Below are 15746 nucleotides of genomic sequence, written 5' to 3'. Positions count from 1 at the left end.
TTCGTATTGAATTCCGACCTGAATTCTGCTATTATAATCGTATGCTAGTTGAAGGACAGCAGGAAGGAGAAATTGATTATGGGATTTTTAACAGGAAAGACTGCAATTATCACAGGTGGCGGAAGAGCCGTATTAAGTGATGGAAGCTGCGGATCTATTGGATATGGAATTGCAACAGCTTACGCAAAAGAAGGAGCGAATCTGGTAATTACCGGGCGTAATGTAAAGAAACTCGAAGATGCCAAAGAAGAACTGGAGAGACTCTATGGCATCAAAGTATTACCTGTACAGGCTGATGTCAGCGCAGGGGCTGATAATGAAGCAACAGTACAGAACGTAGTAAAGCAGGCAATCGACACATTCGGAAGAATTGATGTCCTGATCAATAATGCACAGGCATCCGCATCCGGTGTTACGATCGCAGATCATACAACAGACCAGTTCAATCTGGCAATGTATTCCGGCGTATATGCGGTATTCTATTATATGCAGGCATGCTATCCGTACCTGAAAGAGACAAAGGGATCTGTTATCAATTTTGCTTCAGGTGCCGGACTTTTCGGAAATTACGGGCAGTGCGCATACGCAGCGGCAAAAGAAGGGATCCGTGGACTTTCCAGAGTAGCTGCAACAGAGTGGGGACCAGACGGAATCAATGTCAATATCGTATGCCCGCTCGCATGGACAGCACAGCTTGAGAATTTTCAGAAAGCTTATCCGGAAGCATTTAAGGCAAATGTAAAGATGCCGCCGGCTGGACATTATGGGGATGTAGAAAAAGAAATCGGACGTGCATGCGTACAGCTTGCATCACCGGATTTCAAATATATGAACGGAGAGACGATCACCTTAGAAGGTGGAATGGGACAGAGACCTTAAGAAAAATCCATAAAAGCCAAAGAGAGTGCCTGTGCGTTTTTTGAATCGTACAGTCGCTCTCTTTTTATTTCATAGGAAATTCCGAAGAAACTTCCTATGAAATAAAAGGCACTACGTGCCGGAGATGCGCACTCGCACGAAGATGAAGAATGTCGCAAGCGACTGCGCTCGGCGCGAGAATGTGCCAAGGCACATTCTTTTTAGCTTCTCTGTCTTGACATCTTTAAAAACGTCATTCAAAATAAGAACGGAAAGAAAATTAAAATCATTTAATCGAGGCTAAAAAGATATGAAAGCAGTTATTTTTGATATGGACGGTGTTCTGATCAACACAGAACCATTACACTATCGTTGCTGGAAGGAAATTTTAAAAGAGAAGAACGGAATCGATCTTGACTATGAGGTCTACCTTCCGTGTATCGGTTCTACCCGTGGTTTCTTCATGAATCTGATCAACGAGAATTATGGACCGATTTTTGATGATGTGGATAAGATGAATGCGCTCATGAAAGAGAAAAAAGCGCAGATTACAGAGGCGGAAGGATTTCCGGAGATGCCTGGAATCAAAGAAGCATTGAAGCAGTTAAAAGACGGAGGATATCTGCTTGCAGTAGCGTCTTCCTCTCCGGCTTATGCGATCAAAGATGCATTAAAGTCGCTGGATATGGAGAAATATTTTACAGTAGTCATGAGTGGGGATTATGTAGAACATCCAAAACCGGCACCGGATACCTTCCTTGTAACGGCAGAGAAAATGGGAATGAAGCCGGAGGACTGTCTGGTAGTAGAGGATTCGACCAACGGTGGAGGAGCTGCCAGAGCAGCCGGTATGAAATGTATCTGGTTCCACAACCCGGATTCCGGAAGGCAGGATATCCCGGATGCGGTACTGGAATTTCCGGCATGGACCAGCGAAAATGTAGAAAAAATGCTGAAAATATTAGGAAAAGAGGGAGAGTAAAGATGAGAATAAGAACAGCAGATCTGAGTGATCTGAAAGAAATTGCCCGTGTGGAGGCAGCGTGTTTCCCGGCAGCAGAAGCGGCAACAGAAGAAGAATTTGAAAAGAGACTTACTTTTTATAAAGATCATTTCTGGCTGATGTTTGAAGAAGAGAAGTTGATCGCCTTCGTGGATGGTATGGTGACGAATCAGGAAGATCTGACAGACGAAATGTATGAAAAAGCGGAAATGCATGATGAAAAAGGTGACTGGCAGATGATTTTTGGTGTAAATACGCTGCCGTCTTACCGGAAACAAGGATATGCAGGAGAATTGATCAAAAGAGCGATTACAGATGCAAAAGAGCAGGGAAGAAAGGGACTTGTCCTTACCTGCAAGGACCGGCTGATATCTTATTATGCCAGGTTTGGATTCAAAAATGAAGGTGTCTCAGAATCAGTACATGGAAACGTGGTCTGGAATCAGATGAGACTTACATTTGATGAAGGGCTGGGTGAATAATGTGAAAAAAAATAGGTTTGAAATTGATATGTGCAACGGCTCCATCATGGACAAGCTGATTTCTTTTTCCCTGCCGCTTATGGTTTCCGGAATTCTGCAGCTTGCGTTTAATGCGGTGGATATCATCGTGGTTGGAAGATTTTCCGGAAGTCAGGCACTTGCCGCAGTCGGCTCCACAACAGCACTGATCAATGTGTTTACGAACCTGTTTATCGGAATTTCGCTTGGCGCCAATGTTCTTGCAGCCAGATTTTATGCAGCGGGCAAAGACCGGGAGATGTCGGAAACAGTACATACTTCGATCACACTTGCGCTGATCAGTGGAATTACGATGGCAGTTATCGGGGTGCTTCTTGCAAAGTGGGCGCTTGAAATTATGGGAACGCCGGATGATGTGATCGGGCAGTCTGCCTTATATATGCGGATCTATTTTATGGGAATGCCATTTTTTATGTTATATAACTATGGAGCAGCCATTTTAAGGGCGATTGGTGATACAAAAAGACCATTGATCTTCCTGATCATTTCCGGAATTGCAAATGCCGCGCTGAACATGACGCTGGTTATTATTTTTCATATGGGAGTTGCCGGGGTTGCAATTGGAACAATTATTTCACAGCTGATTTCCTGTGTGCTGGTACTGACCTGTCTGTACTGGTCGGAAGGAAGTTATCAGCTTCGTTTCTCCAAACTGAAGATCAATGGTGCCTACATGGAACAGATTTTCCAGGTGGGAGTTCCGGCGGGAATCCAGAGTACGGTCATCAATTTGTCCAATGCACTGTTGCAGTCTTCGGTTAATTCATTTGGATCGATTGCGATGGCAGGCTATACAGCAGCGAACAATATACTTGGGTTCCTTTATATGTCAGTGAATTCGATCACCCAGGCATGTATGAGTTTTACCAGTCAGAATTATGGTGTGGGTAAGCTGAAACGAATGGATAAGGTGCTGCGTGACTGTGCGATTCTGTCTATATCGATCGCGGCAGTGCTTGGTGGTCTTGCCTATAGCTTCGGACCGCAGATTCTGACAGTTTATACTTCAGATCCAAAGGTTATCAACTGCGGAATGGAAATCCTGGCGTATACATCGATCACTTATTTCCTGTGCGGGATCATGGATTTGTTTCCGGGTGCGCTTCGTGGAATGGGATATTCAGCAGTCCCGATGGTGCTTTCAGTGATCGGAACGGTGGGAACAAGAATTGTGTGGGTATTTGGAATTTTTCCGAACCACAGATCTTTATCCGTACTTTTTGTATCCTATCCGGTGTCATGGATCATTACCATTGTACTTCAGGTCGTGTGCTTCTATTTTGTGAGAAAAAGGGTACATCAGAAAGAAAAAAGATTGTTATAAACAGAACGAAATTGTGAAAATCGACAGTAGGGCATTGTGAAAAACAGACAGATTTATCTGCCTGTTTTTGTGTATATATAATAAATGTGCTTGCAATAGAAAGACACATGTGCTTGTATCTGATACAAAAACATGAATATGTAAAATGTTTGTGCATCACGGAAATATAGATTGAAAAGAGAGGAAAAATAGGGTATCCTAAGTATAGAAAGACAAAAATAATAAAAAGTCCGTAATGAACGGACATATGTGTCATGCGGAGGTAATGAAGATGAATGATAATAAAATGTGGGCGCTTGTAAAGGAAAAACCGGAACAGGGACTCTGGATGAAAAGAGTACCGATTCCTGAAGTAGGACCAAATGACGTAAAGATCAAGATCCATAAAAATGCAATCTGTGGTACTGATGTACATATTTACCAGTGGAATGAATGGGCACAGCACACCATTCCGATCGGACTGACCGCAGGACATGAATATGTCGGGGAAGTTGTAGAAGTCGGTACAGGTGTACAGGGATTCAAGGTGGGCGATCTGGTATCCGGTGAAGGACATATCACTTGTGGAAAATGCAGAAACTGTCTGGAAGGGCACAAAGAGAACTGCAAAGATGCCAAAGGTGTTGGGGTAAACCGGAACGGTGCGTTTGCAGAATATCTGGTTATTCCCGCTTCAAATGTATGGCCGTGCAATCCGGCAATTGATGAAGAATTATATGCGATCTTTGATCCATTTGGAAATGCAACCCATACTGCATTATCTTACGACATGCTTGGTGAAGATGTGCTGATCACAGGTGCAGGGCCGATTGGGATCATGGCAGCGGCGATCGCAAAATTTGCAGGAGCAAGACATGTGGTAATCACGGATATGAACCAGTACCGTCTGGATCTGGCAGCAAAAATGGGTGCGACCAGATGCGTTAATCTGACACAGGAAAAACTGACGGATGTGATGCATGAGATCGGAATGACAGAAGGCTTTGATATCGGACTTGAAATGTCCGGAAGCCAGCCGGGACTTTCTGATATGATCCATAACATGAAACATGGTGGAAAGATCGCACTTCTCGGATTGCAGAGACAGGATGCAACCGTAGATCTTGAGACAGTGATCTTCAATGGGCTGAATATCCGCGGAATTTATGGAAGAAAAGTATGGGATACCTGGTACAAGATGTCTACGATGATTCAGGCGGGACTTGATATTTCACCGATCATCACACACCATTTTGATATCCGCGATTATGAAAAAGGATTTGAGGCAATGATCTCAGGACAGTCAGGAAAGGTGATCCTTGACTGGGCACATATTAACGATTAGGAAAAGCAGAAGAAGGAGAGAATAAAATGGCAAGAAAAAATGATATTTTAAGTATTTATACAAAAGAAGTAGAACAGATCAAAGCAGATGGTCTTTTCAAAGGGGAAGCACCGTTCGTATCTCCGCAGGGCGCAAAGGTTGTAATGGAAGACGGAAGAGAGCTTCTTAATATGTGTGCCAATAACTATCTTGGACTTGGAGACAATCAGAGACTGATCGATGCAGCGAAGAAAACTTATGATGAAAAAGGATATGGAGTTGCTTCTGTCAGATTTATCTGCGGAACACAGGACATCCACAAAAAACTGGAAAAGAAGATTTCCGGATTTCTGGGAACAGATGATACGATTTTATATTCTTCCTGCTTTGATGCAAATGGTGGACTTTTTGAAACAATCCTGACTGCAGAGGATGCAGTGATCAGTGATGAACTGAACCATGCTTCCATCATTGATGGAGTTCGTCTTTGTAAGGCAAAAAGATACCGCTATAAAAATAATAACATGGAAGATCTGGAAGCACAGCTTCAGGCTGCAGATGCAGCAGGAGCAAGAGTCAAACTGATCGCTACAGACGGTGTATTTTCAATGGATGGAATCATCTGTAACTTAAAAGGTGTCTGCGATCTTGCTGATAAATATAACGCACTGGTTATGGTGGATGACAGCCATGCAGTGGGATTTGTAGGAGCACACGGCAGAGGAACTTCCGAATACTGTGGCGTAGAAGGAAGAGTGGATATCATTACAGGAACACTCGGAAAAGCACTCGGTGGGGCTTCCGGTGGATATACATCCGGAAGAAAAGAGATCATCGATCTGCTTCGTCAGAGAAGCCGTCCGTACCTGTTCTCCAACTCTCTTGCACCGGCAATCGCAGGAGCAAGTATTGAGATGTTCAATATGCTGGAAGAAAGCACCGAGCTTCGTGACCATCTGGAAGAAGTAACCGCATACTACCGCAAGCAGCTGGTAGAAAACGGATTTGATATCATTGAAGGAACCCATCCATGTGTACCGGTTATGCTTTATGATGAAAGACTTGCCGGAGAATATGCAAAGAAAATGATGGAAAAAGGGGTATATGTGGTTGCATTCTCTTATCCGGTTGTACCGAAAGGAAAAGCAAGAATCCGCACACAGGTATGCGCGAGCCATACAAAAGAAGATATTGATTTCATTATCAAATGTTTTAAAGAGACTAGAGAAGAGATTGGAAAATAAATTGCTACAGGATAGAAAAATGCCGGACAGTACAAAATGTTGCCCGGCATTTTGTGATGATATAACAGAGAAATTTGACTAAAAAATGTTACAGGAAAATTTTCGGAGGCGTTAAATAAAAATAAAAGAATATTTTTGGAATGTAATCATGGTAATTATGTAAAACCTGAAAAAATAGAGAGAAAAGCTTGTGGGAAAGGCAGGAATACTATAAAATAAACAGGGAACAATAAAAAGATGAATGGGGTGTCATCTGACAGAGGAGAGAAAAGATGGAACAAAAAATATACAATGAATATGTGGAAATTTTAAAGGAAGAGTTGCTTCCGGCGATGGGATGTACAGAGCCGATTGCAGTAGCTTACGCGGCAGCAGTTGCAGTTCAGGCTCTTGGGGAAAAACCGGAATCTGTAGAAGTAAATGTCAGTGCAAATATTATTAAGAATGTAAAAAGTGTCGTTGTACCGTGCACAGGAGGACTTCGCGGAATCGGTGCAGCAGTCTGTGCAGGGATTGTAGCCGGATGTCCGGAAAAAGAACTGGAAATTCTGGAAGAGATCACAGGGGAACAGAAAGTAGAAATGAAAAAGATGCTGGATACTATGCCGATGACAATCCGGAAATCCGATAAAGAATATATTTTCGACATCCAGATCAAGGCATGTGCAGGCGGACACAGCGGATACGTAGAGATCGCAGGTTTTCACACCAATGTGATCTGTGTAAAGAAAGATGATGAGATCATCAGAGAAAAAGCATATGAAGAGCAGGGATCCAGCTGTGCGACGGACCGTTCTCTTCTGACTGTGGAGAAGATCATTGAATTCGCAGACTGCGTAGACGTTGCAGACGTAGAGGAAGTTCTGCAGAGACAGATTGATTATAACTGGGCAATTGCCGAAGAGGGCATGACAGGAAAATGGGGAGCTGCCATTGGAAAGACTTTGATGGAAGCATATGGAAACAGTGTACATAACCGTGCGAAAGCGATGGCAGCGGCCGGATCGGATGCAAGAATGAACGGATGTGAACTTCCGGTTGTCATCAATTCGGGAAGCGGTAACCAGGGAATGACAACTTCTCTTCCGGTGATCGTCTATGCAAAAGAGCTGAATGTCTCAAAAGAGATGATGCTCCGCGCGCTGGTTGTGTCAAATCTGATCACAATCCATATGAAGACAGGAATCGGAAGACTGTCTGCATATTGTGGCGCGATCAGTGCAGGATGTGGTGCAGGTGCAGGAATCTGTTATCTGTATGGCGGACGTGCATATGAGATTTCTCATGTAATTGTAAATGCAGTTGCCATTAACTCAGGTGTTGTGTGTGATGGAGCGAAGGCAAGCTGCGCGGCAAAAATCGCATCAGCTGTAGAAGCAGGGCTTCTGGGACTTCAGATGCAGAAAAATGGAAAGCAGTTCTATGGCGGAGACGGACTTGTAGAAAAAGGTGTAGAAAACACGATCCGTAATATTGGAGAGCTTGCAAAGAAGGGAATGCGTGAGACGGATAAAACGATCATCCAGATCATGACAAGATAAGAAAAAGAGAAAAGAACTGGTAGAAGAGGCACTTGCATTTACCGGACTTAAGAAAAATATGACTAATATTGAAAAAATAAAACATCTGCGGTATGCATATCGCAGATGTTTTATTTTTGACCGTTAGCTATTTATACTTTTTATTTTTGAATATACTTCTTCAACAACAAAAGCGTATTCTTTACCCCATCCATATGGGATCTTTCATAGTTATGTGATGCATACACCCCAGGACCAATCAGACCATGACGGATATCATATCCTGCCCGAAGAGTTGCCTCTACATCAGAACCGTAATGCGGATACACATCGATCGCATAATCCAATCCTTCTTCTTTTGCAGTTTCGGCAAGAGCGGATGTTACGTCGTAGTTGTAAGGACCGCCGGAATCTTTTGCGCAAATAGATACCATGCGTTCGGTACATCCGAGATCGGATCCGACGCAGCCCATGTCAACAGAAATCATCTCTGTTGTATCTTCGGCAACAAAACTTCCGCCGTGTCCGACTTCTTCATATACAGTGAAAAGGAGAGAAACTTTGCGGGAAAGCGCAATAGATTCATCTTTTACGCATTTTGCCAGACCGAGAAGGATGGCAGCAGAAAGCTTGTCATCTAAGAAACGGCTTTTGATATAACCGCTCGGTGTGATCTGGGTACGCGGGTCCATGGCGATGATATCTCCAGGCTGTACGCCAAGTGAAAGAGTTCCTTCTTTAGTGTCCACATTTTCGTCCAGAAGGATTTCCATATTTTCTTCTTTTGTCTCAACAGCAGAATCTGCAACATGAACAGAAGGTTCAGTATTTAGTACTACACCGGTATAAACGCGTCCGTCGCGTGTGTGGATCGTGCAGTTTTCCCCATCAGCGGTACTCCACTGGTGTCCACCGAGAGTAGTCGGACGCAGTCTTCCATTTGCTTTGACAGAACGCACCATGGCACCGAGGGTATCAACGTGTGCTGCAAGTACCAGCGGATTCCCCTCTCCGCCGATCGTTACGAATACGTTGCCTTTGTTAGAAAGCTGTGGTTCATATCCCATATCTGATAAAGTCTTCATCAGGTATGCAGCCACATCTTTGGTATAACCGGATGGGCTTGGAATAGAAGTTAAAGCTTTCAGTTCGTTTCCGATAAATTCAAGATAATTTTGCATAGAAAATTCCCCCAAAAAATTTATAGTATATATCATAATAGTTTAATGGAAGAGGATGGAAAATGCAATATACATTGAAGGATAATTTAAAAAGGTTATAATAATTGATGAAAAAATAGATTCATGATTTATTAAAAAAGAATCAAATATTGCTTCCGATATATTTGCTGGTGAATTAACCGTATCAGGAGTATAATAGACTTAAAATATTATAGGAGGACAAGGTTAATTATGGGGGAAACGTCAAACGCTAATCTACTGACAACGGGATCTATTCCGAAAAAGATTATTATGTTTGCGATTCCGCTTCTATGGGGGAATTTATTCCAGCAGTTGTATAATGTGGCGGATTCGCTGATCGTGGGAAATTTTCTTGGGAATAATGCACTTGCAGCTGTCAGCTCATCAGGGAATCTGATATTCCTGATGGTAGGATTTTTTGGGGGAATTGGCGTGGGAGCCGGTGTTGTCATTGCGAGGTATTTTGGAGCCGGAGAATATGAAAAGCTGAAAAAAGCAATCCATACGGCACTGGCATTTGGTGGCGTATGTGGAATTTTTCTTACGGTTGCCGCGTTGATCCTTGCACCGCAGATTTTAAAACTGATTGGTACGCCGGAAGAGGTACTGCCGAAATCACTGGTTTATTTCAGGGTGTATTTTGCAGGTTCACTTGGATTTGTAATTTATAACTTTGGAATGGGGATTTTGCAGTCACTTGGTGACAGTAAGAGTCCGGTCATCTATCTGATCATTTCAGCGTGTCTGAATGTGATTCTGGATCTGGTGCTGATCGGAGGCTTAGGATTTGGTGTAGGTGCAGCAGCTTTTGCAACGATTGTTTCACAGATATTAAGTGCGGTTCTGTGTATCAGAAAACTGCGTAGGGAACCAGAGGCGTTCCGGTTATCTTTTCGTGAACTTCGGATGAATGGGAATATGCTGCGGCTGATCGTGGTAAACGGAATACCGGCAGGAATCCAGAATTCAATTATTGCGGTTGCAAATGTATTTGTACAGTCGAATATTAATCAGTTTGGGGCTCTGGCAATGGCCGGATGTGGGTCATATTCCAAAATTGAAGGATTTGGATTTATTCCGGTTACCTGCTTCTCACAGGCACTCACGACGTTTATTGGACAGAATCTGGGAGCAAAAGAGTATGACCGGGCAAAAAAAGGGGCATTGTTTGGAACTATTTGTGGAATCGGGATAGCAGAAGTGATCGGAATAGCAGTTTTTTTCTTTTCACCATACCTGATCGCTGCGTTTGGAGGAGATCAAAAAGCAATTGAATATGGAATTGCAGAGGCACATACGATCGCTCTTTTCTATTGTCTGCTTGCGTTTTCGCATTGTATGGCAGCAATTCAGAGAGGGGCGGGAAGAAGTATTGTTCCGATGTTTGTTATGATGCTTGTATGGTGCGGAGTCCGGGTAACCTATATTAGTATTGTTATCAGGATTATTCCGGTGATCAATGTAATCTACTGGGCATATCCACTTACCTGGTTTATCAGTTCGGTGATATTTTTGATTCTGTTTCTTAAGACAGACTGGATTCACGGATTAGAGAAACAGTGACAGGGCGCATAAAAAAGAAAGCTGTACACTACTTATGTAGTGTGCGGCTTTCTTTTTTGGTTTCATAGGAGATTCCGAAGGAACTTCCTATGAAACAAAAGGCACTGCGTGCCGGAGATGCGCACTCGCACGAAGATGAAGAATGTCGCAAGCGGTCTACGCTCCGCTTCGGTCGTTGCTTAACGAGCGCCACTGGCGCTCAGCAACGCACTCGGCGCGAGAATGTGCCGAGGCACATTCTTTCTTATATTTTTGCGTGAAATTACAGGGAAAGGGAATGAAGTTCCGTAAAAAATGAAGGATAAGATACATCTACACACTGACCATTCTGGATTTCAGTATTTCCCTCGGCGGCAAGGGCTGCGATGGAAAAGGCCATTGCGATCCGGTGATCCAGATAACTGTTGATCTGTCCTCCATGAACCGGATTACCGCCACGGATGATCATGCCGTCGTCGGTTGGTGTTACATCAACGCCCATGGCAAGAAGTCCTTCTGTAGTTGTTTTGATACGGTCAGTCTCTTTGACTTTCAATTCGGCAGCATCCCTGATGATCGTAGTTCCCTCGGCGAAAGCAGCCATCACTGCAATCATTGGAATCTCATCGATCAGTGTAGGGATGATTGCACCTTCTACGGTGGTTCCGTGAAGAGTGCTTGTACGTACAAGAAGATCGGCAGTTGGTTCACCGCTGTCACAATTTTCATTTAGATAGGTAATGTCTGCCCCCATTGCCCTGCATACTTCAAGGATTCCGGCACGGGTCGGGTTGGTACCTACATTCTTTATCAGAAGTTCAGAACCTGGAACCAGAAGGGCAGCAGCGATGAAGTAAGCAGCAGAAGAAATATCTCCGGGAACCAGGATCTTCTGTCCGTATAATTCCTCACATGGGAGAATAGATGCAGTTGCACTACCATCAGAATGTACTTCTGTCTGTACGTTGGCACCGAAGCCATTCAGCATCAGTTCTGTATGATTACGGGAAAGTACAGGTTCTGTAACCAGGGTTAATCCGTCTGCATAAAGTCCTGCCAGGAGTACGGAAGATTTAACCTGAGCAGAAGCTACTTTTGAGTGATAGTGGATTGCGTGCAGGGATGGATTCTGACCGGCAGGAAGCAGGCTGTTGATCAAAAGTGGTGCGCACCCGTTCCCATTCTGGCTTAAAATATCAGCGCCCATCATCCCAAGAGGCTCCATGATCCTCTTCATCGGGCGGGAGTTCAGAGAAGCATCGCCGGAAAGAGTGGTGGCAAACGGCTGACCGGAAAGAATACCGGAAATCAGTCTTGTAGTGGTTCCGCTGTTCCCCACATCTAAAAAAGAAGAAGGTTCGGAAAGTCCGTGAAGCCCTTTGCCGTGAACCAGGATACGGTCAGGTGTGTCTTCGATATTGATTCCCATGGCACGAAAGCAGCCGATGGTAGAGAGGCAGTCGGCACCGTGAAGAAAATGTGTGATCTCAGTAGTTCCTTTTGCCAGTGCACCGAACATAATAGAACGGTGGGAGATGGATTTATCGCCGGGAACAGATACTTCCCCGCGAAGCTGTTTAACAGGTTGGATTTGCATAATATAGTAACCTCTCATTCGTAAAATTCTATTTTCAAGCATTGTGACCAATTTACACAAAGTTCTGAAAAGATTTTTTGGACTGTCTTGCATTTAATGATGTGAGTGTCAAAAATCCTCTTGCAAGCAAGCTTGTATCGGCTTTCTGACCTTTTGACCCTGGTATCATCATTTAATTATTAACGCTCATAAACAATATAACGATGCTTCTGCAAAAGTGCTACTGCTTTCTCACAGGAGATGCTGTCATAGAATTCGATGCGGAGTACGCCTTCTTCAAATTCACGGTTATGAACGATTCCGATGTTCTTAATGCTGAGTGCATTAGAAGCGAGGATGGTCGCAATGGTGGCAATCACACCGGCTTCATCCGGGATGTCACAGTAGATCTCGAATGCACGCTTGATTGGGCCGGCAGAACCATTTGGCATGGAATTGCGGTAGTTCCGGGAATGATCGAACATATCGTAGATTCCCTGGGAGTCTCCGGCATCAACCAGTTTTTTCGCTTCATTTAATGTTTCGATATAATTTCCAAGGATCTGGGAAATATTACTCTGATTCTGTGCACAGATATGTTCCCACATGGTCGGTGAGGAAGAGGCGATTCGCGTAATGTCCTTAAAGCCGCCGGCGGCGAGGGTTTTCATCAACTCATCCTTGGTGTCGGTGTCTCTGACAAAGTTGACCAGACTTGCGGCAATGATATGTGGCAAGTGGCTGATCGTGCCGGTGACGATGTCGTGTTCATGATAATCCAGTACGATCGGAAGTGCACGCAAGGATTCTACGAAGGATGCGTATGCATCAACCTTTTTTTTCGCTACTTTGGCGGAAGGGGTGAGAACAAAGTAAGCGTTCTCAATCAGGATTGGTTTGGAATTGGCAAAACCACTCTTTTCGGAACCGGCCATCGGGTGTCCTCCGATAAAGTAATCCTCCAGTCCCAGCCGGATGATCTCGTCATGGATCGGAGTCTTGACACTTCCGACGTCAGTCAGGATCATATCATCATGCAGGTAAGGCATCATCTGCTTTAAATATGCAGTATTGAAAGCGACCGGGGCACATAAGAAGATGTAGTTGCAGCCTCGGAAATTATCATCGATTGAGGTACAGGCCACATTGATGATGGATTCTTGTGTGGCAAGTGCCAGAGTTTCTCTATTCTTGTCGAAAGCGACAATCTCATAATCCGGATAATATCGCCGGATCGCCTTTGCAATAGAGCCCCCAATGAGTCCGAGTCCGATAAATCCGATTTTTTTCTGTTTCATAATCTTTCGTCCTTTCGTGATAGTCTACCTTTCATAATATAGGAAAACAGGCTATCTGTCAATAAAGCAATACTTTAAAGCGTAAAAGTGAAAGTTTTTGTTGAAATTCTATAAAATAGTTGTGTTTTTATAGAAAGTTTAGTACAATATATCCATGAGAAACTTTAGCAAGGAGGCAGCAAGCATGAAGGTTTACAGAACGGATGAAATTAGAAACGTGGTCCTTTTAGGACATGGGGGAAGCGGAAAGACCAGTCTGGCAGAAGCGATGGCTTATGTATCTGGAGCAACAAATCGTATGGGATCTGTTGAGAACGGTAATACGATCAGTGATTTTGATAAAGAAGAACAGAAACGTAAATTCTCACTTAGCACAAGTCTGATTCCGATTGAATGGGAAAAAGCAAAGATTAATATCCTTGATACACCTGGATATTTTGATTTTGTCGGAGAAGTGGAAGAAGCAGTCAGCGCAGCCGATGCAGCTGTTATCGTTGTTTCCGGAAAAGCCGGTGTGCAGGTAGGAACCGAGAAAGCATGGGAACTCTGTGATAAGTATAATCTTCCGCGTATGATCTATGTTACTGAGATGGATGTGGATGATGCCAGCTTCCGTCAGGTTGTTGAAGATCTGACCGCAAGATACGGTAAAGTGATCGCACCACATTTCCAACCGATCCGTGAGAACGAGAAATTAGTAGGTTATGTCAATGTTATCAAGAATGCAGGTAGAAGATACACCGGACTTGGACAGAGAGAAGAGTGTGAGATTCCGGATTACTGTCTGCCGAACCTGCAGATTTACAGAGAGAAGCTTCTTGAAGCAGTGGCAGAGACCAGTGAAGCATTTATGGAACGTTATTTTGAGGGAGATGAATTCTCGGTTGAAGAGATCCGTTCTGCCATGAGAACAGAAGTTATGGACGGAGATATCGTTCCGGTAGCAATGGGATCCAATGTTCAGGCACAGGGTGTTGCAAACTTACTGTCTGATATCGTAAGATTTTTCCCAAGTCCGGAATACCGTGAATGCGTAGGTATCAACCGTAAGACCAATGAGATCTTTGAAGCACATCATGATTTTGCAGCCGCAAAGACCGCATATGTATTCAAGACCATGGTAGATCCGTTTATCGGAAAATATTCTTTCGTAAAAGTATGTTCCGGTGTATTAAAGGGGGATGATGTCCTTTACAATCCGGAGTCAGATGCAGAAGCAAAGATCGGCAAGATATACACCTTATCCGGCAACAAACCGGTAGAAGTTCAGGAACTGTTTGCAGGTGATATCGGAGCGATTGCAAAACTGACAAGTACAAAGACAGGGGATACCCTTTCAACAAAAAATACACCGGTATCTTATGGAAGAACCGAATACTCCAAACCGTATACATATATGAAGTATGTAGTGAATAACAAAGGTGATGAGGACAAGGTATCACAGGCTCTTGCGAAGATGATGGCAGAGGATGTGACACTGAAAGTGGTAAATGACAGTGAGAACCGCCAGTCACTGATTTATGGAATGGGTGACCAGCATCTGGAAGTGACAGCAAGCAAGCTGGCAGAGCGTTACAAAGTCGGAATCAGACTGGAGACACCAAAAGTTGCGTTCCGTGAGACGATCCGCAAGAACTCGGATGTAGATACCAAGTATAAGAAACAGTCCGGAGGACATGGACAGTATGGACATGTTAAGATGCGTTTTGAACCATCCGGAGATCTGGATACACCGTATGTATTCCAGGAAGAAGTAGTCGGAGGTGCTGTTCCGAAGAACTACTTCCCGGCGGTTGAAAAAGGATTGCAGGAATCTGTATTAAAAGGACCTCTCGCCGGATATCCGGTAGTTGGCGTGAAAGCAACCCTGTATGATGGATCTTACCATCCGGTAGATTCTTCTGAAATGGCATTTAAGACTGCGACGATCCAGGCATTTAAGAAAGGATTTATGGAAGCAGGACCGGTTCTTCTTGAGCCAATCGCATCTGTGAAAGTAACCGTTCCGGATGATTATACCGGAGACGTTATGGGAGATCTGAACAAGAGACGTGGTCGTGTTCTTGGAATGAATCCACAGTCAGGCGGATATCAGGTAATTGAAGCGGATGTACCGATGACAGGCATGTTTGGATATTGCACAACACTTCGTTCTATGACAGGTGGACGAGGAAGCTATTCGTATGAATTTGCCCGTTATGAACAGGCTCCGGCAGATGTACAGGAAAAAGAAATTGAAAAGCGTGCAGCTGAAGAATAAGAATAAGGAAAAGCCGGGAGAAAATCCCGGTTTTTTCTATTGTACTTTCGTACTAAAAGTGGTATACATATTATGATGGTGGCAGCTTCGGCTGT

12 protein-coding genes are annotated in these 15746 nt (G+C 43.9%); 9 read left to right on the top strand and 3 right to left on the bottom strand.

Features of this window, described 5'->3' with window-relative positions; translation table 11 throughout:
- Window positions 1-78 precede the first annotated feature (78 nt).
- The 7 genes from PG766_RS05090 (at window position 79) to PG766_RS05060 (ending at window position 7794) form a co-directional block, all read left to right on the top strand.
- On the top strand, window positions 79-879 hold the full coding sequence (locus tag PG766_RS05090; protein ID WP_044998928.1) for an SDR family NAD(P)-dependent oxidoreductase: 801 nt from the start codon (window positions 79-81) through the stop codon (window positions 877-879).
- A gap of 289 nt (window positions 880-1168) precedes the next feature.
- A complete protein-coding gene (locus PG766_RS05085) occupies window positions 1169-1840 on the top strand; it encodes an HAD family hydrolase (RefSeq protein WP_118198737.1) in 672 nt (223 codons plus the stop codon).
- Between the two features lie 2 nt (window positions 1841-1842).
- Complete coding sequence (locus PG766_RS05080; RefSeq protein WP_118198736.1) at window positions 1843-2343, top strand: GNAT family N-acetyltransferase; 501 nt, start codon at window positions 1843-1845, stop codon at window positions 2341-2343.
- Window positions 2324-3706, top strand: a complete 1383-nt coding sequence (locus tag PG766_RS05075; RefSeq protein ID WP_182438598.1) for an MATE family efflux transporter — start codon at window positions 2324-2326, stop codon at window positions 3704-3706. The genes PG766_RS05080 and PG766_RS05075 overlap by 20 nt, the downstream gene beginning before the upstream one ends.
- A gap of 271 nt (window positions 3707-3977) precedes the next feature.
- The gene (gene tdh / locus PG766_RS05070; protein ID WP_117555819.1) at window positions 3978-5030 is read left to right on the top strand and encodes an L-threonine 3-dehydrogenase; all 1053 of its coding nucleotides are present in this window, start codon (window positions 3978-3980) and stop codon (window positions 5028-5030) included.
- Window positions 5031-5056: 26 nt separating this feature from the next.
- On the top strand, window positions 5057-6253 hold the full coding sequence (locus PG766_RS05065; RefSeq protein ID WP_117555821.1) for a glycine C-acetyltransferase: 1197 nt from the start codon (window positions 5057-5059) through the stop codon (window positions 6251-6253).
- A 272-nt stretch (window positions 6254-6525) separates the two neighbouring features.
- Entirely contained in the window at window positions 6526-7794 is a 1269-nt protein-coding gene (locus PG766_RS05060; protein WP_118198735.1) for an L-cysteine desulfidase family protein, read from the top strand.
- Between the two features lie 140 nt (window positions 7795-7934).
- On the opposite strand, the gene PG766_RS05055 is transcribed toward PG766_RS05060, so the two are convergent.
- Window positions 7935-8954 (bottom strand): M42 family metallopeptidase, encoded by a 1020-nt coding sequence (locus tag PG766_RS05055; RefSeq protein WP_117555825.1) that lies wholly within the window; start codon window positions 8952-8954, stop codon window positions 7935-7937.
- A 231-nt stretch (window positions 8955-9185) separates the two neighbouring features.
- Between PG766_RS05055 and PG766_RS05050 the strand changes: the two genes are divergently transcribed.
- Window positions 9186-10538 (top strand): MATE family efflux transporter, encoded by a 1353-nt coding sequence (locus PG766_RS05050; protein WP_118198734.1) that lies wholly within the window; start codon window positions 9186-9188, stop codon window positions 10536-10538.
- A gap of 262 nt (window positions 10539-10800) precedes the next feature.
- On the opposite strand, the gene aroA is transcribed toward PG766_RS05050, so the two are convergent.
- Complete coding sequence (gene aroA, locus PG766_RS05045) at window positions 10801-12114, bottom strand: 3-phosphoshikimate 1-carboxyvinyltransferase (protein ID WP_118199730.1); 1314 nt, start codon at window positions 12112-12114, stop codon at window positions 10801-10803.
- Window positions 12115-12293: 179 nt separating this feature from the next.
- Entirely contained in the window at window positions 12294-13391 is a 1098-nt protein-coding gene (locus tag PG766_RS05040; RefSeq protein ID WP_022220726.1) for a prephenate dehydrogenase, read from the bottom strand.
- Window positions 13392-13575: 184 nt separating this feature from the next.
- Here PG766_RS05040 and PG766_RS05035 point away from each other — a divergent pair, with 184 nt between their 5' ends.
- Complete coding sequence (locus tag PG766_RS05035; protein WP_022220725.1) at window positions 13576-15651, top strand: elongation factor G; 2076 nt, start codon at window positions 13576-13578, stop codon at window positions 15649-15651.
- The last annotated feature ends 95 nt before the right edge of the window (window positions 15652-15746 follow it).

This window comes from Coprococcus sp. LG101-27 (assembly GCF_027695515.1).
Lineage (GTDB): Bacteria > Bacillota > Clostridia > Lachnospirales > Lachnospiraceae > Allocoprococcus > Allocoprococcus comes.
The sequence above is the reverse complement of the archived record's forward strand: the minus strand, read 5'-3'. Positions and strand labels throughout refer to the sequence as shown.

Coding starts and splice junctions, on each gene's coding strand:
- PG766_RS05090 (WP_044998928.1), top strand. CDS start 79: ATGGGATTTTTAACAGGAAAGACTGCAATTATCACAGGTGGCGGAAGA.
- PG766_RS05085 (WP_118198737.1), top strand. CDS start 1,169: ATGAAAGCAGTTATTTTTGATATGGACGGTGTTCTGATCAACACAGAA.
- PG766_RS05080 (WP_118198736.1), top strand. CDS start 1,843: ATGAGAATAAGAACAGCAGATCTGAGTGATCTGAAAGAAATTGCCCGT.
- PG766_RS05075 (WP_182438598.1), top strand. CDS start 2,324: ATGAAGGGCTGGGTGAATAATGTGAAAAAAAATAGGTTTGAAATTGAT.
- tdh (WP_117555819.1), top strand. CDS start 3,978: ATGAATGATAATAAAATGTGGGCGCTTGTAAAGGAAAAACCGGAACAG.
- PG766_RS05065 (WP_117555821.1), top strand. CDS start 5,057: ATGGCAAGAAAAAATGATATTTTAAGTATTTATACAAAAGAAGTAGAA.
- PG766_RS05060 (WP_118198735.1), top strand. CDS start 6,526: ATGGAACAAAAAATATACAATGAATATGTGGAAATTTTAAAGGAAGAG.
- PG766_RS05055 (WP_117555825.1), bottom strand. CDS start 8,954: ATGCAAAATTATCTTGAATTTATCGGAAACGAACTGAAAGCTTTAACT.
- PG766_RS05050 (WP_118198734.1), top strand. CDS start 9,186: ATGGGGGAAACGTCAAACGCTAATCTACTGACAACGGGATCTATTCCG.
- aroA (WP_118199730.1), bottom strand. CDS start 12,114: ATGCAAATCCAACCTGTTAAACAGCTTCGCGGGGAAGTATCTGTTCCC.
- PG766_RS05040 (WP_022220726.1), bottom strand. CDS start 13,391: ATGAAACAGAAAAAAATCGGATTTATCGGACTCGGACTCATTGGGGGC.
- PG766_RS05035 (WP_022220725.1), top strand. CDS start 13,576: ATGAAGGTTTACAGAACGGATGAAATTAGAAACGTGGTCCTTTTAGGA.